At 36.5% G+C, this 20,972-nt stretch carries 19 protein-coding genes, 1 tRNA gene and 1 rRNA gene; all 21 read right to left on the reverse strand.

Annotated features, from left to right (window positions below; translation table 11 throughout):
* Positions 1-87: 87 nt before the first annotated feature.
* Positions 88-1,377 (reverse strand): trigger factor, encoded by a 1,290-nt coding sequence (tig, locus tag ACSYSF_RS04885; RefSeq protein WP_489868409.1) that lies wholly within the window; start codon positions 1,375-1,377, stop codon positions 88-90.
* A gap of 233 nt (positions 1,378-1,610) precedes the next feature.
* On the reverse strand, positions 1,611-2,798 hold the full coding sequence (tuf, locus tag ACSYSF_RS04890; protein ID WP_489868410.1) for an elongation factor Tu: 1,188 nt from the start codon (positions 2,796-2,798) through the stop codon (positions 1,611-1,613).
* Between the two features lie 202 nt (positions 2,799-3,000).
* Positions 3,001-3,924 (reverse strand): hypothetical protein, encoded by a 924-nt coding sequence (locus ACSYSF_RS04895; RefSeq protein ID WP_489868411.1) that lies wholly within the window; start codon positions 3,922-3,924, stop codon positions 3,001-3,003.
* Positions 3,925-4,028: 104 nt separating this feature from the next.
* A complete protein-coding gene (locus ACSYSF_RS04900; RefSeq protein WP_489868412.1) occupies positions 4,029-5,930 on the reverse strand; it encodes a ribonuclease J in 1,902 nt (633 codons plus the stop codon).
* 234 nt (positions 5,931-6,164) lie between these two features.
* On the reverse strand, positions 6,165-6,419 hold the full coding sequence (gene rpsT / locus ACSYSF_RS04905) for a 30S ribosomal protein S20 (protein WP_489868413.1): 255 nt from the start codon (positions 6,417-6,419) through the stop codon (positions 6,165-6,167).
* A 55-nt stretch (positions 6,420-6,474) separates the two neighbouring features.
* A complete protein-coding gene (gene rpsO / locus ACSYSF_RS04910; RefSeq protein WP_489868461.1) occupies positions 6,475-6,744 on the reverse strand; it encodes a 30S ribosomal protein S15 in 270 nt (89 codons plus the stop codon).
* Between the two features lie 139 nt (positions 6,745-6,883).
* Positions 6,884-7,927 (reverse strand): DNA polymerase III subunit delta, encoded by a 1,044-nt coding sequence (gene holA, locus ACSYSF_RS04915; RefSeq protein WP_489868414.1) that lies wholly within the window; start codon positions 7,925-7,927, stop codon positions 6,884-6,886.
* Between the two features lie 52 nt (positions 7,928-7,979).
* On the reverse strand, positions 7,980-10,136 hold the full coding sequence (locus tag ACSYSF_RS04920; protein ID WP_489868415.1) for a ComEC/Rec2 family competence protein: 2,157 nt from the start codon (positions 10,134-10,136) through the stop codon (positions 7,980-7,982).
* A gap of 83 nt (positions 10,137-10,219) precedes the next feature.
* Positions 10,220-10,903, reverse strand: a complete 684-nt coding sequence (locus ACSYSF_RS04925) for a ComEA family DNA-binding protein (RefSeq protein ID WP_489868416.1) — start codon at positions 10,901-10,903, stop codon at positions 10,220-10,222.
* A gap of 109 nt (positions 10,904-11,012) precedes the next feature.
* Positions 11,013-11,285: a DUF1292 domain-containing protein gene (locus ACSYSF_RS04930; protein ID WP_489868417.1), complete on the reverse strand. Its 273-nt coding sequence runs from the start codon at positions 11,283-11,285 to the stop codon at positions 11,013-11,015.
* A 72-nt stretch (positions 11,286-11,357) separates the two neighbouring features.
* Complete coding sequence (locus tag ACSYSF_RS04935; RefSeq protein ID WP_489868418.1) at positions 11,358-11,642, reverse strand: DUF1292 domain-containing protein; 285 nt, start codon at positions 11,640-11,642, stop codon at positions 11,358-11,360.
* 12 nt (positions 11,643-11,654) lie between these two features.
* A complete protein-coding gene (gene ruvX / locus ACSYSF_RS04940) occupies positions 11,655-12,089 on the reverse strand; it encodes a Holliday junction resolvase RuvX (RefSeq protein ID WP_489868419.1) in 435 nt (144 codons plus the stop codon).
* Positions 12,090-12,116: 27 nt separating this feature from the next.
* On the reverse strand, positions 12,117-12,368 hold the full coding sequence (locus tag ACSYSF_RS04945) for an IreB family regulatory phosphoprotein (protein ID WP_489868420.1): 252 nt from the start codon (positions 12,366-12,368) through the stop codon (positions 12,117-12,119).
* A gap of 44 nt (positions 12,369-12,412) precedes the next feature.
* Positions 12,413-15,061, reverse strand: coding sequence for an alanine--tRNA ligase (alaS, locus tag ACSYSF_RS04950; RefSeq protein WP_489868421.1), 2,649 nt, complete (start codon positions 15,059-15,061; stop codon positions 12,413-12,415).
* 314 nt (positions 15,062-15,375) lie between these two features.
* Positions 15,376-16,734 (reverse strand): DEAD/DEAH box helicase, encoded by a 1,359-nt coding sequence (locus ACSYSF_RS04955; protein ID WP_489868422.1) that lies wholly within the window; start codon positions 16,732-16,734, stop codon positions 15,376-15,378.
* Positions 16,734-17,684, reverse strand: coding sequence for a DHH family phosphoesterase (locus ACSYSF_RS04960; RefSeq protein ID WP_489868423.1), 951 nt, complete (start codon positions 17,682-17,684; stop codon positions 16,734-16,736). Before ACSYSF_RS04960 ends, ACSYSF_RS04955 begins: the two co-directional genes overlap by 1 nt.
* A 108-nt stretch (positions 17,685-17,792) precedes the next feature.
* Positions 17,793-18,908: a DNA polymerase IV gene (gene dinB / locus ACSYSF_RS04965; protein ID WP_489868424.1), complete on the reverse strand. Its 1,116-nt coding sequence runs from the start codon at positions 18,906-18,908 to the stop codon at positions 17,793-17,795.
* A gap of 117 nt (positions 18,909-19,025) precedes the next feature.
* Positions 19,026-19,385 (reverse strand): preprotein translocase subunit YajC, encoded by a 360-nt coding sequence (yajC, locus tag ACSYSF_RS04970; protein ID WP_489868425.1) that lies wholly within the window; start codon positions 19,383-19,385, stop codon positions 19,026-19,028.
* Positions 19,386-19,422: 37 nt separating this feature from the next.
* Positions 19,423-20,568, reverse strand: a complete 1,146-nt coding sequence (gene tgt, locus ACSYSF_RS04975) for a tRNA guanosine(34) transglycosylase Tgt (RefSeq protein WP_489868426.1) — start codon at positions 20,566-20,568, stop codon at positions 19,423-19,425.
* 184 nt (positions 20,569-20,752) lie between these two features.
* Positions 20,753-20,825 (reverse strand) — tRNA-Val (locus tag ACSYSF_RS04980).
* A 5-nt stretch (positions 20,826-20,830) separates the two neighbouring features.
* Positions 20,831-20,947, reverse strand: a 5S ribosomal RNA gene (gene rrf / locus ACSYSF_RS04985).
* Between the last annotated feature and the right edge of the window lie 25 nt (positions 20,948-20,972).

The raw sequence follows: 20,972 nt of genomic DNA on the forward strand, positions 1-20,972 counted from the left end.
CTGGGACAGTATTCTGTCTCAGCCTTATTTTCTAAAAATGCATCAATGAACGCATGCTTTTTTAGATTTAATTATCATATTACCTGTTTAGGCTTCAACTGCTGAATCAACAATCAAGTCAACAACTGATTTGATAGCAATATCATGTGACAACATATCATCTGACAAAGCATTGCGAACAGCTTCTTCTTCCATGTTGTAAGCTTCAGCCAATGACTTTACTTCGGCTGCGATATCTTCATCTGAAGGCTTAATGTCTTCAGCCTTAACAATAGCTTCCAATACCAAGTTAGTCTTTACACGACGGTCAGCACCTTTTTCATATTGCTTGTGAAGATCATCTTCAGTTGTACCAGTGATTTGGAAGTACAAGTCAGGTGAAATACCTTGTTGTTGCATTGAAGCAAACATTTGGTTCATTTGACGGTGAACATCTTCATCAATCATTGCTGCAGGGATTTCATCTCCAACAACCTTGGCATTGTCAACAGCAGCAGCAACGGCAGCATCTTCCTTAGCTTCCTTAGCAGCAGCTTCTTTTTGATCTGCCAAACGTGCCTTAACTTTGTCAGTTAATTCAGCAAGTGTTTCGACTTCTTCATCAACGTCCTTTGCAAATTCATCATCAAGTTCAGGAACTTCCTTTGACTTAACTTCATGAACTGTTACTTCAAACAAAGCTTCTTTACCAGCCAAGTCAGTTGCTTGGTAGTTATCAGGGAAAGTAACATGTACATCGACCTTGTCGTCTGCCTTAGCACCAACTAATTGTTCTTCAAAGCCAGGAATAAATGAGTTTGAACCCAATTCTAGTGAGTAGTTGTCAGCTTTTCCACCATCAAAATGAACACCATCAACAGAACCGTCAAAATCGATAACAACAGTATCACCGTTCTTAGCAGCTTCATCAACTAGAACCAATTCAGATTGACCTTGTTGCATCTTAGCAAGTTCTTCATCAACATCGGCATCAGAAACTGATGTATCAGATGCTGGTACTTCAACACCCTTATATTGACCAAGTTCGATTTCTGGGGCCAATTCAACTTCAGCAGTCAAAACCCAAGCTTCACCCTTGTTCATTGATTCTGCTTCGATCTTTGGTTGACCAACAGTCGTTACGTCTGCTTCTGCAACAGCATCACCATAAACATCTGGCAAAACTTTGTTCAAAGCATCTTGATATAATGATTCTTCACCATACATTTGGAAGAATACCTGCTTAGGCATCTTTCCCTTACGGAAACCAGGAACATTGATTTGCTTCTTTACTTCGTTAAAAGCTTCATCAATTCCCTTTTCGTATACGTCAACTGGAACTTCGAATTTGATTGTTCCCTTGTTGCCTTCACCCTTAGTGAAAACTGCATTTGCCATGTTTATTCCTCCAATAGTCGCTAGACATTTTGCTTACGACATAAATTATCTTTATATACCTAAATAGTATATCCGAAACACATTATTTTGACAATAAAATATTCTCTATACTAAAAGCATTCCATTAATGATTATAAAGGATTTTATATTAAAATTCAAAAAAAGAGTTATCACATCAAAGATGAAATAACTCTTTTTTAGTTATGAAGCTATAAATAAATTATAGACTAAAATTAGTCTTTAATATCTGAAACAGTTCCGGCACCAACAGTACGGCCACCTTCACGAACAGTAAACTTCAATCCCTTTTCAATGGCAACTGGTGCGATCAATTCAACGTCGAATGTCACGTTATCACCAGGCATAACCATCTCAACACCTTCAGGCAATTCAACTACACCAGTAACATCAGTTGTGTGGAAGTAGAATTGTGGACGGTAGTTAGTAAAGAATGGTGTGTGACGTCCACCTTCTTCTTTGGTCAAAACATATACTTCGGCCAAGAAGTTAGTGTGAGTTTGAATTGAACCAGGCTTAGCCAAAACTTGACCACGCTCGATTTCCTTACGGTCAACACCACGCAACAATGCACCAATGTTATCACCAGCTTCACCTTGTTGCATAGTCTTACGGAACATCTCGATACCAGTAACAACTGTCTTACGAACATCTTCCTTCAAACCAACAATTTCAACTTCGTCATTCAACTTGATAGTTCCACGGTCAATACGACCTGAAGCAACAGTTCCACGACCAGTGATTGTAAATACATCTTCAACTGGCATCAAGAATGGCTTATCAGTGTCACGAACTGGTGTTGGAATGTATGAGTCAACAGTATCCATCAACTCTTCAATTACCTTAACTTGTTCTGGATCACCTTCCAAGGCCTTCAATGCTGAACCACGAAGAACTGGAATATCATCACCAGGGAAATCGTACTCTGATAACAATTCACGAACTTCCATCTCAACAAGGTCAACCAATTCGTCATCATCAACAAGATCAGTCTTGTTCAAGAATACTACAAGGTAGTCAACACCAACTTGGCGAGCCAACAAGATGTGCTCACGAGTTTGTGGCATAGGACCATCAGTTGCAGCAACAACCAAGATAGCACCGTCCATTTGGGCAGCACCAGTGATCATGTTCTTAACGTAGTCCGCGTGACCTGGGGCATCGATGTGGGCATAGTGACGCTTTTCCGTCTCGTACTCGATGTGAGCAGTGTTAATCGTGATTCCACGTTCACGCTCTTCAGGAGCAGCGTCGATTGATGCGAAGTCTTCTTGCTTAGCCAATCCCTTTTCAGATAGTACCTTTGAGATTGCGGCAGTCAAAGTAGTCTTACCGTGGTCAACGTGTCCAATAGTTCCAATATTAACGTGCGGCTTAGTGCGCTCGTAATTTTCCTTAGCCAAAAGCTTGTCCTCCTATTATTCGCATGTTGATTAAAATCAACCGTATTGCTTAGTACTAAGTATACTACACATACCAAATAACTTAAACAATAAGATGCGAAAATCTTTTTAATTCTCTTTATGAGACTGAAATTATTATATATAAATTACTCATTTTTGTAAATAATTTTTCCTTATTTTTCTCTATAATAAGGGATTTTTTTCAATTAAAAAAATTTATTAAAGATTTTTGTAATTTTTTACGCCAATATTCTTGTTCACCAGGTTCTGATGGCATTGGTAAGGAAAAAGTTTCTGAAATTAATCCTGCTACCCAACTTGTTGCGTCTGCTACCACCAATTCTAATTCTGGATAGGCCATCATTAACAAGAGCTTCGCTTGTTCATTCAAACCATGAACCATATCTGTACCTAGCTGTTTTTCATACAAACTTAAGGCCGCAATAACAGCCTGATATGTTGAATCTGATGAAATATCTTGTAGCTTTGCTGGCACTACTTTGGTAACCTCACCCTTAATGTTTAAAAACGATACAGTTTCTACAAAATTAATCCGCCTAAGCTGATCAAGCACCGTTACCCGTGACATTTGCGTTAAGAAAGGATCAATTAATATAAACTTAGCCCCAGTGACATACTCATCACGTGGCAATTTATTAGCTGACATTAACCTTTTCTGTTGGTCTGCGACATCACCATCACTGAGATGATAAAAATGGCGTGCAATGGTCTTAATGGTTTGCTCTTGCGTTGTCCGGTAATCATCTTCCGCAGTTTTAATCATTTGTTTAAATGTTCGTTGCCACTCTGTCGGTAACCACCTCAATACTTCCCATGCATGTAAAAAATAATGATTATTCAATGTAAGATTTAAGTACATTTGCGCATCTTGCTTATCATTCAAATAACTGTCAACAAACTCATCTGCGTATATTTGGGCTTCCTGATATTGATTTTGAGCGACCAACACAGTGACCAAAAGATGATTAACTTGTATTGTTTGTCGCATTTGATATGCCATTGTTAAATCAGTTAATGCTTTATCAAGATCATTATCATTAATCGCATTTTTTGCTCTAGTTACTAAATCCGTATATGACAAATTGTTATCCAAAAATTCTGTCATTTCTTAATCCCTTTCTCAGTCGTAAAACAAAGGAATTCTCATTCATTTAACGATGTTAAACAAACAAGAATTCCTTTATTGTACGCATCAAACTGATGCCTTATTTACTTGACTTTAGCACTTTCGTTGTGTTCAACTTGCTTTTTTGAGCCATTATTCTTTTTTGATCGACGGTTATGATTCGCTTTGTGACTCGAATGGTTATTGGCAGTCTTATGATGTTGCGTATTATCAGACTTCTTATTATTATTTTGCTTCTTTGCCTTCTTAACGTTAGTCGTTTTATTTTTATTACTCCGTTTGGCTGAAGTACGACGACGGCGACCATTTTGGTTGGCTTCCATAATAACTGGTAAAATAACAGGCTTACGTCTTGTTTTTTCATACAAGAATTTTCCTAAGGCATCACGAACAGAATTCTTTAGATTTCCCCAGTCAAATTCTTTGGCATTTTTCACGCCATCTGATACCGTTTTTTCAACCAATTCTGCCGCTTCATTCATCAAATCACGTGATGCTTTTACATAAACAAAACCACGTGAATCAATTTTTGCAGGCGCAATAACTTTCTTTTTCTTACGATCGATAGTTATGACTGCAATGAAAACCCCGTCTTCAGATAAAATACGACGATCATTCAAAACAATTGAACCAATATCACCAACACCAGATCCATCAATCATAGTTGAAGTAACTTGAATTGATCCACCTAGATAGAAATTCTCACCATTCCAGCGTAGTCGATCACCCTTGGCAAGTAAAAATGTATGATCATCATCATAACCAAGTTGTTGTGCAGCATTGTATGCTTCATTTAATACACGATACTCACCTTGTATTGGTATAACATTTTGTGGCTTTAACAAATTAATCAATAGCTGAAAATCATTCTTTGAAGCATGACCTGATGATTTTTTATCTGCTGATATTTGTTTAACCGTTGCTCCAGCTCTAAATAGCATATCACGTGTTTTAGCAACATAACCTTCCATAGCTGTTGAAGGCGTCGTTGTAATGAAAACCAAATCATTAGGTTGAATTTTAATATTACGATCGTCGCCATGAGCAATTCTCTGTAAATGCCGGATTGGCTCTCCCATCCGACCGGTTTCCAAAATGACGGTTTCTTCAGCTGGTAATTTGCTTAAGTTTTTCAAGGAAACAAACATTTCATTTTCAGGAATTGGTAATATTAGCTTTTTCAAGCGCAACGCTGTCCTAACGACACGTTCCAAATCATTTCCTGAGATAATAACTTTACGACCAACTTTATATGCCGCATCAATCACTTGTTGAATTCTCTGAATATTTGACGCAACTGCAGCTACAATAATCCGACCCGTTTTATGCAAATAGAAGTTTTCTAAAATGTAGTCACCTAACTCAGATTCATGATCCGGTGTACCAATATTAGCTGTTCCAGCTGCATCGGCCAACAAAGCTACAACACCTTTTTGACCAATTTCAGCTAACCGTTGTAAGTCCATTTGGTAATATGGTAAGGCAGTTGTATCGAATTTAAAATCACCTGTATAGACAACCTGACCAACTTCAGTTTCAATAACAATCCCCAATGATTCAGGAATCGTATGGGTTGTTTCGAAAAATGATACGGTCACATCACCAAATCGAACTTCAGAATTGCCTCTTACAATATGATAGTCATCATAATCTTTCAACCGAGGTTCATTATGAATTGCTAGTTTTGCTAGTTCAATTGTCAATTCTGAACCAAATATTGGTACTCGCAAATCAGCTAACAAATATGGCAAAGCACCAATTGCATCGGCGTGTCCATGTGTTAAAAACACTCCTGCCACATTATCTGCATGCTCAACCAAATATGCATAATCAGGGACGACAACGTCCACCCCTAGTAAATCACTCTCAGGGTATTTTAACCCCGCATCTAAAATAAATATTTCGTCATTAACCGTTACAGCGTACATGTTCATTCCATTTTCACGCACGCCACCAAACGGCATAATATCTAATGTAATTGCCATAATTTTCCTATTCTCGTTTTATTTCACGGGTTATAATTTTATACCCAACGTTTAAATGTTTAATACAATACTACCACATAAGCGGATAGTAGAAAACAGGTAAGTCATTGTCACCTTATAGCAAACTGCCTTTGACCTATTAATTAAATAAATCAATACATTATAAATAACAAAAAAGACTAGTAGTAATTTACTACTAGTCTTTTTAAACACTGTTTAATTTGTAATATAAAATTACTTCTTCAACAATGAAGCCAAACGTGACTTGTCACGTGAAGCCTTATTCTTAGCAATCAAGCCCTTTGAAGCGGCACGATCGATAGCTGATGAAGCTGAAGCAAACAACTCTTCTAAGTTATCTGCGCCTTCTTCAGCAGCATTGCGGAACTTCTTAACTTCAGTACGGTATGCACTAAGTTGTGTGATGTTACGCTCGCGTTGCACCTTGTTCAAGCGGGCACGTTGGATTGATGACTCAATAATTGGCATCGCTTTTCCCTCCGATGATAAATGTCAAATACAAACGTGATTAATATAATTAATATTAACGACGCAAACCAAGCTTTTGGATTAACTCACGGTAACGTTGTACATCATTGTTACGTAGGTAACGTAGCAAGTTACGACGGTGACCGATTTTCTTCATCAAGCCACGTTGTGAGTGAAAGTCATGCTTGTGCTCTGACATGTGTCCGTTTAATTCGTTGATGTCAGCAGTTAATACTGCGACTTGAACTTCAACTGAACCTGTATCACCTTCGTGACGAGCGAACTCCTTGATGATTTCATTTTTGCGTTCTGCAGAAATAGCCATTGTTGGATATCCACCTTTCATAAATATATTAGTCGCCTTGAACAACGTATGACGACGGTGAACCGCCAAACATAGTAAAAGGTCATGTGCTTAAAGCACTTTTAAATATTAGCAAACTTTTCATCATTGTGCAAGCTTTTTATTTAGCCATCTCATGTTTGTACTTTAATATAAATAATTCAAATAATAATTCTGGATTTCGACTAGTCGATTTCAACTGCTCTTCCATATTTTCAAGTCCCAAGTATGCGTTCGCCAAACGCGCATAATTAAACTTTCGCACAATCTGTCGTGCTAATTTTACACGATAGGGATGTACTTTTAAGGTTGAAGCAGTTCCTTTTTCACTTTTATCGCTTGCTTTAACCTGTAACAATAGTCTAAATTGCCCAATTAAAGCCCCATGTAATCTTAATGGTTCTTCCCCACTTACCAATAACTCATGATACAAACTAACAGCCTGGGTCAGCTGTCCTTTAAGTAGACAGTCAATTAAATCAAATATATTTTCAGTCAATGTATGTGTGACAACATCGTTAACATCTTGCGTTTCAATTTTTTTAGACGACATTGTATATAACATTAATTTATCAAGTTCTGCCATCATTTGCGTTAACGATGAATTTGTTAATCGCATTAAAGTTTGTTGCGCATCATTTGAAATTTGAAAACCAGCTTGGTTTAATTTTTGTTGCACAAATTGATTAATTTCTTTCTCACTCATATTTACAAATGATAAATAACTTGTTTGCTCTTTAATGAGTTTCGTTACTTTTTTACGATTGTCTAATTTTTCATAAGGTGCAAAAATCACTAGTACCGTTTGTGGTTCTGGCTTTTTCAAATAATCAATTAAATCTTCAACATGATGCTCTATATTATTTTTAACGCGTTCACCTGTTAAAAAATACGGATTATCTATAATAACCACTCGTCGATCACCGAAAAAAGGTACTGATCTAGCATCGTCAATCGCAACGCTTAATGGTATTTCAGTTAAGTCAAACTGTGCCAAATTAAGGGTACGGTCCTCTGGTTGAATAACCGTTACAAATTGTTGCCTAACTAAATCAAGTAAGTATTGATCTGCACCTTGTACAAAATATATAGGTTGTAAATTACCAGTCTGAATATCCTGACTGACATCTGCTAAGGTCACATTCACAACAATATCCCCTCTCATTTTTACTCTTCATTATAAGATAACATTTCTACTATCAAATGCCCATATATTTTTAGCGCAAAAATGACTTAAGTTTATAGTGATTAAACATCCCCCATTTCACTTGAATCATACCTGATTCAGCAGTGTTATATACCGCTATATGATAGTCCTTAGCCGTATTTAGTGTCTCTAAATTAGGATGGTGATATCGATTATTCAGACCTGCTGATACAATACCTATTTTTGGTCGTACCTTACGAACAAATTTAACATCAGTACTTGTTTTTGAACCATGATGACCAAATTTTAAAATATCTACTCTTGGTAATTGGAAATGTCGAATAATGTTACGTTCGCCACTTTTTGACAAATCACCAGTCATTAATAAATTTAAAGGTTTGTAATTAACATATAAGCTAATGGAATCATCGTTTTCCCCTTTACCCGCTTTCATCGGATGGCAAACCAACATATTTTTTGTTAATTTTTTGCCAGCAATTACTGGCATTATACGTATTCCTTTTTTTACATGTTTCTCAATATTTTTTGTAAATGTACTGTGCTTTTCCATACCTGCTGGCACATAAATATTTTTAACATGGACAAGATTAAGAACCTGCGGCAAATTACCAATATGATCAAAATCTTTATGAGTTAAAACTAGATATTTCACCTGTTTGATCGCATGTCCTTTTAAGAAGTGGTCTAACTCTTCAGCTTGATAATTTGTTAATGACTGCTTTACTTTTTTGCCATTGTCTTGAAATCCTTGAAATTGACCACCAACATCTACCACAGTGACTTCATTATGCTTGGGTCGTAAAATAGTAGCATCCCCTTGACCAACATCAAAAAAAGTTATAAAACCGCCAGGTGCAAAACGTGGGTAACCCCACATTATTAAATATAAAAAACAAATAAAAATAGTAACCACTTTTTTGTTCAAAATTAACCAAAATAGTGTTAATAACATCACGATGACACATAGTACTAAAGGTGGTCGTCCAAATAACAGTTCACCGGGAATACTTTCACCACATTTAATTAACTGTTGTGTCCAATGGATTAATAACTCACAAAAATCTCTAAGCAAAGTCATGTGCATTAATTCAGCTAGCACACCAATTATGATTGCTGGTATTATTATCCAGCCAAAGATAGGTACAATACATAGATTGGCGATTAAACTAATTGGGTGCCAACTAAACGTATGCCACAATAAAATGGGTAAGATTAAAAAAGATAACCAAATACTTTGATACCAAGCCGGTCGATTCATGACCCACAATAAACCAAATGTTAATAAATACGATAACTGACCACCTAGATTATGTAACACTCCTGGTTCAATTAACAAACCACCAATCAAAGATAATCCCCACGCATCTTTACTATCAATTGTCACCCATTTCAATTCGCGCCAGGCTTGAATGATTCCTAAAAGAATGGGTCTGACCAGTGATTGCACACCACCAGCAAAAAGCCAAAGAATGATTAATACAACCTGGATAATGACTAATGAATGTTCTTTTTGCATATGGCAACGTTTTGTTACACATCGCCACATTTTAAATAAACCAACAACTTGAAAGCCAGATATACTAAATAAATGCATTAATCCTAAGAGTTGAATACCCTCATTTTCTAAATAGAAACCAGGACGCGTATATCCTAATAACAGAGTTTCACCATAATCGCGTAATCCATCTGGTAATTGTTCAAACCACGATACTAAACGATAATGATAAGTACGAACTGACCACTTTAATAATTGTAAAAAATTGTTTGGCTTAGCGTAACCAATGATTTCGACCTTTTCTATATAATATCGATGCACAATCCCCCGACTTTGCCAGTAAGCTTGTTGATCAAACGAAAACTCATTTCGTGCTTTTTTTAGACGCTCACTAGTACCAACCACCCGTACTAAAATTGCTTTAGGCTTATGCTTCTTAAAATCAATGTTTTCTTTTTGAATATCAAAGAAAATCCGCACTTTTTCTCCATCTGATAATTCAGCAACTCCCGTAATTTTATGATCTTTTTGCTGCACATCGTCTGGATGAATCACTAAATATGAATTTACCTTACCTACTGGTTGATTAATAAGCTGATTAATCTTAAATTGCCAGCCTAAAAAATATATGACGCCACTAACAATAATTAGTGTACTTAAAAACGGTTTAGAAAATTTGAAATACAATAAGACTAAAAACCAAACTAACATTGGTAATAGCCACCAACATTGAAACAATAATACGAGGTTTACAATTGCTAAACATATACCACTTACTAATAAATAACCAGACATTATATTGTTACTAATGGTTTCAACTTGGCAAATGTTTTTTCACCAATACCACTAACCTCTTGTAAATCCGTAATATTTTTAAAGCCACCTAGTTTATTACGTTCATTAATAATATCCTGTGCCCTTTTTTGACCAATACCTGGTAAATTCTGTAGTTCTGCAATATCAGCCGTATTTAAATTAATTTTATCGCTGTTTTCATTTGCATCCCCTTGCACTGAATTATCTTCTTCATGACTCATCTTATTTCCAGGTAGTGGATATTCTGACGGTTGCTGTTCATCCCCGACCGGTATATATAATACCTGACCATTTTTAAGTGATGCAGCAAAATTAATCCGTATCCGATTAACACTTGATAAAACACCGCCAGCCTTATCTAGCACATCAGCAACGATGGGCTCTTGCGGAAAATAATAAACACCCGGCCTATGAACACCGCCCTTAACGTCTATTACTATCTGTCGTTGATTATTTGTTTCAGTTTGTTTATTTTTTAACTGGGTTGATCCAATTGTCTTCTTTTGATTAGCAGTTACTGAAGAAATATCCTTGGTTGTAACCGTAGATGTACTTTGAGCCATTTGCCACCAAATAAATAGACCAATACCAAACAATATTAAGCAAGCACTAAACCATAACTGATTTCGATAACGAAAGTACAAGGCTTTTAATTGAATCATAGCTCACCTCTTTTTATCAATAAAGACGTGATAACTATAAAAGTGTACAAAAAATCCTTGGTGACTTTGTAGCATATCTGCGTAAAGTCATCAAGGATTTTATAAACAACTATTGTAATTTAGAATCATTAAAAATTGTATTCATGACTTCTTCGACCATATCGTACTCTTCATCAGTTTCAAGTGGTTGTAACATACCTTCTTCAGCATCTTTATCATAAATAAATGGCACAACGTCCATATCTTCACCTTCAGCTACATTAACAGGTTCCAAAATAATGTAAGAACGTGCAAAATCTTTTGAATCAAACGAAAACAATTCCTTAAATTCACGTTCTGAACCATCATGATCAGTTAAAATATAAATTTCTTCTTCAGCCATCTTATTTCTCCTATTATAAAAAATAAGGACGTCTATCCATGATTATTAGGATAGACGTCCTTAACTCACACATTAATCTTCTTGTTCATCTAAAAACTGATTAAGGTGTTCTTCAACCATTGACCATTCAGCATCATCTTCGATTGGTGTTAAACCACCTTCAGTTGATTCCTTGGTCTCTTCTGGATCAAAAATATAAGCAAGCATTTCTACTTCTTCATCTTCTCCTGAACCGGCTGGGTAAAGAATAATGTATGATTTACCATATTCTTCAGACTTGAAAGTAAATAATACCTCAAATAATTGTTCGTCACCATTATCATCCACTAATGTAATAATGTCTTGATCTTCATCCATATTGTTCACCTCCTACTTTACTAAAGGACCTTTACGATCCAAGTAATTTTGTAAAATCAAACCAGCAGCCAACTTATCAATCACTTTTTTACGTTTCCTACGTGATGTATCAGCCTCTTCAATCAACATACGCTCTGCTTCAACTGTGGTTAATCTTTCATCTTGAAAATCAACTGGTAAACCAAAAGTTTCTTCTAATAGGTCACCATAAGCTTTTGAAGCATCCACACGTGGGCCTAACGTATTGTTCATATTTTTAGGTAAGCCTAATACAAAACCTGTTGGCTCGTACTTAGCAACCAGTTCCTTCATTCGGTCAATACCAAATTCTTTTTCATCTTCATTTATTCGGATAATTTCCACACCTTGGGCGGTCCAACCAAATTGATCAGATACAGCAACCCCAACGGTTCGTGAGCCAACATCCAAACCTAGAATACGTCCCATATTGACCTCTTTCTACAAAACTAATTTCTACTTCTCTAAATAATCAGTTACTAATGCTTCGATAATTTCATCACGTTCAAACTTACGAATTAAATTACGAGCATCATTAACACGTGGAATATAAGCGGGATCATTTGAAATTAAATAACCAACAATTTGGTTAATTGGATTATAACCCTTTGATTCCAACGCTGCATATACCACTTCTAACATTTTTCGAACATCATGTGATTCATCATTACCAAAATTAAATACAGCTGTATTATCTAATGAACTCATTATAAACAACCTCCTTGTGAGGTTTCCCTCTTGTGAATAACTTATTATTTTGTTTGTAACCACTCTGTCGCAGCTTTAAAAGCATCCGCAATACCAGCTGGATTTTTACCACCAGCCTGAGCCATATCAGGGCGACCGCCACCGCCACCGCCAATGGCAGGTGCGATTGCTTTGACCAAATCACCAGCTTTAATACCCTTTGCAATTGCTTCAGGTGCAACTGCAACTAGCAAATTAACTTTCTCGCCTAGATTAGCAGCCAATACTAGAACATCAGATGGTGTACTTTGCTTCCAATTATCAGCAGTTGAACGTAAGGCATCCATTGATTCAACAGCCATTTCAGTTGCAATTATTGTGTAACCATTAACTTGCTTTGGATTAGCGAAAGCCGCATTAGCTTCTTGATTAGCCAATTTTTGCTCCAATGATGAAACTTGACGCTCTGCCTCTTTCAATGAAGTTTGCAAACCTTCAATCTTTTCGTTAATTTCTGATAATTGTGGTGCCTTAACTTGTGCAGCAGCCTTTGTTAACCATTCATCATGTAACTTGAATAGTTTCATGGCACCTTCACCAGTAACAGCTTCAATACGACGTACACCTGCTCCAGTACCTTGCTCACTAACAATCTTAAACATACCCAATTCGGCAGTACTATTTGCATGCGTACCACCATCAAACTCGGCATTGTAATCACCAATTGAAACAACACGAACTGTTTCACCATACTTTTCAGTAAACACAGCGACGGCACCAAGCTTCTTAGCAGATTCAATATCAGTTTCAACCCAAGTTACTGGCAAGTTTTCAATAATTTTTTCATTAATAATGTCTTCAATTTCTTGTAACTTTTCTGGTGAAACTGAACCATTGTAAGTGAAATCATAACGCAAACCATCAGATGTCACAAGTGAACCAGCTTGTGTTGTATGCTCACCTAGAACATTACGCAAAGTTTGATCCAACAAATGAGTTGCAGTGTGGTTTTTTGATACTGCTGTATGATATGCACGATCAACATCTAACTTGTAGTTTTGACCAACAGTCATTGGGGCCAAAACAGTTAATGTATGTAAATGCTGACCATTTGGTGCATTTTGAACATCCGTTACTTTGGCAACGACTTGACCATCTTCGTCATAAATATTACCCAAGTCAGCTACTTGACCACCCATTTCAGCATAAAATGGTGTTTTAGAGAAGATTGATTGCGCCTCACCTGTTGAGACAGTATCTGCAAGTTCATTGTCAACAATCAAATTAGCTAATGTCGCTGCATCAACAGTCAATTCAGTCCATCCAACGTATTCAGATTCAGTATCCAAACTCGTTAATAGTTCATTTTGAACCCCCATTGAAGCCTTGTTTGAACGAGCAGCACGTGCACGATCCTGTTGTGCTTTCATCTCGCTATCAAAGCCATCACGATCTACGGTTAGACCTTCATCAGTCGCATATTCATCTGTTAATTCATATGGGAAACCATAAGTATCATATAACTTGAACGCAACTGAACCATCAATAACACCATTATCAGCTTTAGCTGACACAATAACATCATCTAATAATGATAGACCATCTGACAAAGTCTTATTGAAACGAACTTCTTCAGCTTCAACAATTGAGGCAATATAATCACTATTCTCTGAAATTTCAGGATAGTAAGATACCATAATTTCACCAACAACCGGTACCAAATCCTTCAAGAATACCTTATCAATACCTAATTTACGACCGTGTAGGACAGCTCGTCTTAACAAGCGCCGAATAATATAGCCACGACCTTCATTTGAAGGTAGTGCTCCATCTCCAATGGCGAAAGTGACAGCACGAATATGATCAGCAATGACCTTAAATGAAACATCCTTTTCATCACTGTCACCATACTTACACTGACCTGATATTTCTTCAGTTTTATGAATAAGTGGCAAGAACAAGTCAGTTTCAAAATTTGTCTTAGCGTGTTGGAAGACTGATACAACTCGTTCTAATCCCATTCCCGTATCAATGTTTTTACTAGGAAGTTCTGGATAGTCTTTGTTATTAGTTAAACCAGGTAAATGGTTAAATTGTGAAAATACTAAATTCCAAATTTCAAGATAGCGTTCATTTTCACCACCAGGATAATTTTCGGATTCATCAGGATCATTAAATTCTTCACCACGATCGTAGAAAATTTCAGAATCTGGTCCTGAAGGTCCTTCACCGATATCCCAGAAGTTGTCTGGTTCATCGTAAAGATGATCCTTTGGCAAGCCAACCTTATTAAGCCAAATATCCTTGGCCTCATTGTCATCAGGATATACAGTCACATATAATTTGTCTGGTTCCATACCAAACCATTCAGGGCTGGTTAACAATTCCCATGCCCAAGGAATAACTTCTTTTTTAAAGTAATCACCAATTGAAAAGTTACCCATCATTTCAAACAAAGTATGGTGGCGTGCTGTATGACCAACATTTTCAATATCATTTGTTCGAATTGACTTTTGCGCATTTGTAATACGGCGATTGTCGGGCACAACCGTACCATCAAAATACTTTTTTAAAGTTGCAACACCTGAATTAATCCATAACAAAGTTGGATCATCTTTTGGAATCAATGATTGTGAAGGTTCAATTTTATGTCCTTTGCTCTCAAAGAAACGTAGGAACATACTGCGAACTTCAGCCGATGATAATTCTTTCATCTGTAATGTAAGCCTCATTTCAAAAAAATATTAATAAAAAACAGACCCTCATTGCAATAACAGAGACGCTAAAACGCGGTACCACTCTGATTGCAATGACAGTCTGTATCATTACCTCTTAAGTTGCTGATATCGCTAGCAAGCGGTCTACTTTCGTAAACAAATTCTATCGGTAGCTTTAGATAATTTTTAGCGTTGCTTCCATCTAACACAACGTTTCTATTTGCTCTAAGAAAAAATCTAACATGTCCTTGGGGATATTATAGCATATCCCCGGCTAATTATTACAATTTTTTATTAAGCTTAAAATATTATCACTTCTTGTGTGATTTCTTCTTTGCTTTTTTAGCCGCACGTAAAGATTCGCGTTCTGCTACACGCTTTTTATACTTCTCATCGCGGGCAATATTATTCTTAATTTGACGCTTATAGCCAGGCTTAACATTTTTCTTCTTCTTTTTAACCATACCAATCATTGTTGGATCAAGTTTTGCAATTGATTTAGAACGTTGACGACGGCGACGACGATCATAACCTGGTTTCAATTCACCATGACTAAATGTCATTGGTTCAAATTTAACACCCATATTTTCAACCATCTGAACACGGTCTTCTTCGTCAGGATTGTAAATTGTAATTGCTGTTCCTGACATACCATTACGCCCCGTACGACCAACACGATGAATAAAGAATTCTAACTCAGTTGGAATACCATCATTGATAATCAATGAAACACCGGGGATATCAATACCACGTGCTGCCAAATCAGTTGCCACAACATATTGATAATCTAAATGATGAATTTGTTGCATCGTACGTTTACGTTCACGTGGTTGAATACCACCATGAATTTCAGCAACTTTAAGTCCACGACTACGCAAACTCTTCGTTAATTCGCTAGCCCTTTTCTTGGTATTTGTAAATACTAGAGCCAAATAAGGATTACCCATTGTCAATAAATTATAGACTAGTGTATCTTTCGTCTCACCTTTAGTACCAACTAAAATATTTTTAATTGTTGGTGCAATTACAGTTTCAGACGGAATTTCCTCAATCACTGGATTCGTCATATACTTTTTCAAAAATGGTTGTAATTTTTGTGGAATAGTTGCTGAAAAGACTAACATTTTTAGTTCTTCTGGCATCGCACTTGCAATCGCATCAACATCAGCCAAAAATCCCATATCTAGCGTCATATCGGCTTCATCCACTACCAATGTATTAGCTGTATGAATATCCAATGAACTTGTTGTATATAAATCCTTGATACGACCTGGTGTACCAATGACAATTTGTGGTTGTTTATGCTCTAATTGATGGATTTGGCGTGTTTTATCCATACCACCAACGTAAAGTCCAATCCATGGTTCTTTATCATCATCAAATTTTGTTGCCATTTGTTTTGCAGCATCATAAATTTGTTGTGCTAATTCACGTGAAGGAGTTGTAATAACAGCTTGAACCTTGTCATCTTCGGCATCATATTTTTGAAAAATCGGAATCAAGAACGTATGGGTTTTTCCTGAGCCTGTTTGTGATTGTCCGACAACCGAGCGACCCTGTATAATTGTTGGAATTAAACGTTCTTGTACTTTTGTAGGTTCAGTAAAATGTAAATCATTTAATGCTTGGTTTATTTCCGGACGTAAATTATAATCAGTAAATTTCGCCATTATTTATGTGTTTGCTCCTTTAATAAATTATTTGCTTCGTTAACGATATCATTAATTTCATCAAGATTTTTTGCCGTTGCACCCGCAGCCAATTCATGACCACCACCACCATGACGCTTAGCAATTTCATTAATCGTAATATTACGAGAACGTAATCTCACTCTGAAATAGCCGTCATCTTGCTGTTCAAATACTGCCCATGCTTTTACTGTATTAACTTTCCCTAATAGCGGTACAATAAACGCAGTTCCAAAGTCACCTAAATCAAAATGTTCAACGATTTCATTAGTTAAAATAATGTAGTTAAACCCATATTTGGTTGTTGTCATATGTTCATAGACATATCCTGAGGCTTTAGCTGCCGGCAACGAAATTGTATCCATTTTTTGATTGATTGCAACCCAATCAAATTTAAACTTCATCAATTCTGCAACAATTTGCATCGTTCCAGAACTGGTACCATATAAGAATCGTCCTGTATCGCCAACAATACCTGCATATAGGTAAGCAGCACCTTTGTTAGAAAGCTTTAATTCATCAGCGAATTCTTGATAGAATGCAAAAATCATTGCAGACGTTGAAGAAGCTTCTTCAATAACCCATGTGTAATCACCATAAGGTTCATCATTTGGGTGGTGATCAATTTTCACCAATACTTTACCATAATCAAAACGACGATCATCAACACGTGGTGAGTTAGCTGTATCAGTCACAATAACTAACGCATCGTCGTATAGACTGTCTGGTATTTTATCCATTTTGCCCATCCAGTTCATACTTGGAACCGGCTTACCGACAACATGAACTTCTTTTTCAGGAAATGATGTTTTAATTAATTCTGCTAATCCAAATTGTGAGCCAAATGCATCTGGGTCAGGACGTTGGTGACGGTGGATAATAATGGTTTGCGCAGCTTTTATTTGCGCTAAAATTGCAGTTTGCGCTGTCATATATAAATCTCTATTCTTTTTAAAAGTTTGTATTAATTTCACATTAGTATTAATGATAAATATGAAACGGCAATATATGTAAGTATATCAGAAAAATTGCATATCTTGCTACTGATATATGTCTAATACGATGTTCTCAAATGATAATGTGGCCAAATTAGTCATTGTTAAACCCAATAAACGAATTGGTTTTTGATAACCGCCAAGTTCTTCAAAAATATTTTGTGCGACTTCATAAATTTCATGAGCATCATTAGCAAAAAAATCAACATTAGTCTCACGTCTCGTTTCCGTTTTAAAATCATTATCTCGCAATTTTAAGACTAAAGTTTTGCCATGAAGACTGGTCTTCACTAATGTATCAGTCAATTGCTGTGATAAATCTTTTAATTCATCTAAAACAGCCTGTTCGTTATCTAAAAACGGTCCATAGGTACGCTCTTTCCCTAACGACTTTCGCTCTCTTTGCCAGACAACCGGTCGATCGTCAATACCACGAATACGTTCATAAAAAATATAACCACTTTTACCAAAGAGATTTGCTAAATCACTCTGTGATGTATTATACAAGTCTTGACCAGTATTTATGCCTAATTCGCGCATATGTTCAGCCGTTTTTTTACCAACACCTCGAATATCTTCAATTGGTAGTACATCTAAAAATGCTCTAATATCATTTTCATTTACGACTGTAAAACCACTGGGTTTATTATGCTCAGAGGCTAATTTAGCCAAAAATTTATTAAACGATACCCCTACTGAACTTGTCAGACTTAGTTCTTCATAAATCACTTGTTGTATTTCATGTGCCAAAGCGACCGACTTTTGATGATTCGTACTCATTTCGGTAATATCCAAATACGCCTCATCAAAAGCAATCGGTTCAATCTTCTTCGTATAACGTTTAAAAATCTGATGTAATTGATGCGAAACAGCTCGATACTTTTGGAAATTTGGTGTCACAAAAACCCCTTCAGGAGCTAATTTCAACGCTTCAGCAGCACTCATTGCAGAATGTATGCCTAATTTTCGAGCTACATAATTTGCAGTCGCGACAACACCACGACCACCTGTTTGACGTGGATCTCGTGCTAAGATTAGTGGCACTGTGCGATAAGTTGGGTTATCGCGCATTTCTATTTGCGCATAAAATGCATCCATATCAATATGTAAAATTCGCCGATTAGTATTTAAATGTATTGGCATTTCCAATAAATCTGTCATTGGGTACCTCACTTTTTTAACTTATCAATCTAAATTTTTATTTAAAAAAACTTTAGGAAGCAAACTATCTAACACTAGTTTACTTCCTAAAGTCTCTAATTCATATCATTAATGACATTATTTTTCATCATTGTCTGATGTATTTTCTTCAATTGCTTCTTGCTTTGGCTCTTCTTCTTTAGGTGCATCCTCAGTTGTTACAGGTGCTGCAGTGTTAGCACTTTCTTTAACAACTTGGCGAATAGCAGATAACTCAAATACCAAAATAATTCCTTCAGCATCCAACTCAAATGTACGAGCTTCTTTGTTCACTGAAGAAACTTTACCGTGTAATCCACCAATTGTCACAATATCTGCACCAGGTTGTACGTTGTTAATCATTGCTTGGCGCTTCTTTTGTGCCTTTTGTTGTGGACGAATCATAATAAAGTACATTGCAGCGATAAAAACAATTAAAATTAAAATATTTGCATTCATAATAAATTTTACTCCTTAAATATAATACATAGTCTGACTAGAATAAGCGGGCATTTGGTTTAAAATAGCCATACTTACTTAGTGTTTCTTCACGGAACTCTAATAAACGATCTTCTGCGATTGCTTGCCGCATATCTTCCATTAACTTTAATAAGTAACGTAAATTGTGTACTGACGCAATTGTTTGTCCATACAGTTCATTAGTCTTAAATAAGTGATGGAGATAAGCTTTTGTGAAATGCTGTGACCCATAATCTTCAGTTTCTGAATCAATCAAAGAAAAATCATCCTTATATTTTGCATTCTTAATAACCACACGACCATTCGATGTCAGTAGCGTTCCTTTACGACCGATACGTGTTGGTAACACACAATCGAACATATCAATACCTCGAATCGAAGCATCAATCAAAGAATCTGGCGCTGCAACCCCCATTAAATAACGTGGTTTATTTTCTGGTAAAAACGGTACAGTGAAATCTAACACACGATTCATTTCTTTTTTAGACTCACCAACTGATAAACCACCAATGGCATAACCAGGCAAATCTAGAGAAACTAAGTCTTGAGCAGACTGCTTTCTCAATTCATGAAAACCAGCACCCTGAACTATTCCAAATAATGCTTGATCATCTGGTCGCTTGTGCGCACGTTGTGCACGATCGGCCCAACGAGATGTGCGTTCAACAGATTTCTTCACATAATCATATGTTTCAAAATATGGAATTGCTTCATCTAGTTGCATCATAACATCTGAACCCAGATTGTTCTGAATACGCATAGCCACTTCTGGTGACAAAAACATCTTATCACCATTTAGGTGGTTTCTAAAGGTAACACCCTCTTCAGTAATGCTGTTATGATCCGATAATGACCATACCTGAAAACCACCAGAGTCAGTTAAGATAGGTCCGTCCCAATTCATAAATTTATGAAGACCACCTGCCTGTGCAATTAATTCATCACCAGGTCTTAACCACAAATGATATGTATTTGACAAGATAAATTGTGAGTTAATCTCTTTTAATTCACGTGGTGATACACCTTTAACGGTTGCTTGTGTACCAACAGGCATAAACATTGGTGTCATTACTTCTCCATGAGGAGTCGTAATTTTACCCAACCGTGCACCAGTATGTTTTTCGACATGAAGTAATTCATACTTCACCGGATAATCCGACATATCATATATCCTTTCGTTTATTAGTTTAAAATTGATAAGCACTATTATCATAAGTAAACTAGTATCCATTATATCAGAAACAGTAGATTCGTACTGTTCAAATTTTAAATATCAGTGTAAAGGAAAGAGGCCACCTAATAAGGCAACCTCTTCATTTTACAATTTGATTTAAAACATCTCTAAATGGACGTTACAGGGATCGAACCTGTGACCCCCTGCTTGTAAGGCAGGTGCTCTCCCAGCTGAGCTAAACGTCCATGTTGCATCGCGACGTCCTATCCTCGCAGGAGGCGATCCTCCAACTACTTTTGGCGCTACTGAGCTTAACTGCTGTGTTCGGTATGGGAACAGGTGTGACCTCAGTGCCATCATCACGACACGTATTTATTGAGTGAACTTAGTTC

This window comes from Weissella sp. ESL1139 (genome assembly GCF_058506735.1).

Coding starts and splice junctions, on each gene's coding strand:
- tig (WP_489868409.1), bottom strand. CDS start 1,377: ATGGCAAATGCAGTTTTCACTAAGGGTGAAGGCAACAAGGGAACAATC.
- ACSYSF_RS04895 (WP_489868411.1), bottom strand. CDS start 3,924: ATGACAGAATTTTTGGATAACAATTTGTCATATACGGATTTAGTAACT.
- ACSYSF_RS04900 (WP_489868412.1), bottom strand. CDS start 5,930: ATGGCAATTACATTAGATATTATGCCGTTTGGTGGCGTGCGTGAAAAT.
- rpsT (WP_489868413.1), bottom strand. CDS start 6,419: ATGCCAATTATTGAGTCATCAATCCAACGTGCCCGCTTGAACAAGGTG.
- rpsO (WP_489868461.1), bottom strand. CDS start 6,744: ATGGCTATTTCTGCAGAACGCAAAAATGAAATCATCAAGGAGTTCGCT.
- holA (WP_489868414.1), bottom strand. CDS start 7,927: ATGAGAGGGGATATTGTTGTGAATGTGACCTTAGCAGATGTCAGTCAG.
- ACSYSF_RS04920 (WP_489868415.1), bottom strand. CDS start 10,136: ATGTTAGTTTGGTTTTTAGTCTTATTGTATTTCAAATTTTCTAAACCG.
- ACSYSF_RS04925 (WP_489868416.1), bottom strand. CDS start 10,903: ATGATTCAATTAAAAGCCTTGTACTTTCGTTATCGAAATCAGTTATGG.
- ACSYSF_RS04930 (WP_489868417.1), bottom strand. CDS start 11,285: ATGGCTGAAGAAGAAATTTATATTTTAACTGATCATGATGGTTCAGAA.
- ACSYSF_RS04935 (WP_489868418.1), bottom strand. CDS start 11,642: ATGGATGAAGATCAAGACATTATTACATTAGTGGATGATAATGGTGAC.
- ruvX (WP_489868419.1), bottom strand. CDS start 12,089: ATGGGACGTATTCTAGGTTTGGATGTTGGCTCACGAACCGTTGGGGTT.
- ACSYSF_RS04945 (WP_489868420.1), bottom strand. CDS start 12,368: ATGAGTTCATTAGATAATACAGCTGTATTTAATTTTGGTAATGATGAA.
- alaS (WP_489868421.1), bottom strand. CDS start 15,061: ATGAAAGAATTATCATCGGCTGAAGTTCGCAGTATGTTCCTACGTTTC.
- ACSYSF_RS04955 (WP_489868422.1), bottom strand. CDS start 16,734: ATGGCGAAATTTACTGATTATAATTTACGTCCGGAAATAAACCAAGCA.
- ACSYSF_RS04960 (WP_489868423.1), bottom strand. CDS start 17,684: ATGACAGCGCAAACTGCAATTTTAGCGCAAATAAAAGCTGCGCAAACC.
- dinB (WP_489868424.1), bottom strand. CDS start 18,908: ATGACAGATTTATTGGAAATGCCAATACATTTAAATACTAATCGGCGA.
- yajC (WP_489868425.1), bottom strand. CDS start 19,385: ATGAATGCAAATATTTTAATTTTAATTGTTTTTATCGCTGCAATGTAC.
- tgt (WP_489868426.1), bottom strand. CDS start 20,568: ATGTCGGATTATCCGGTGAAGTATGAATTACTTCATGTCGAAAAACAT.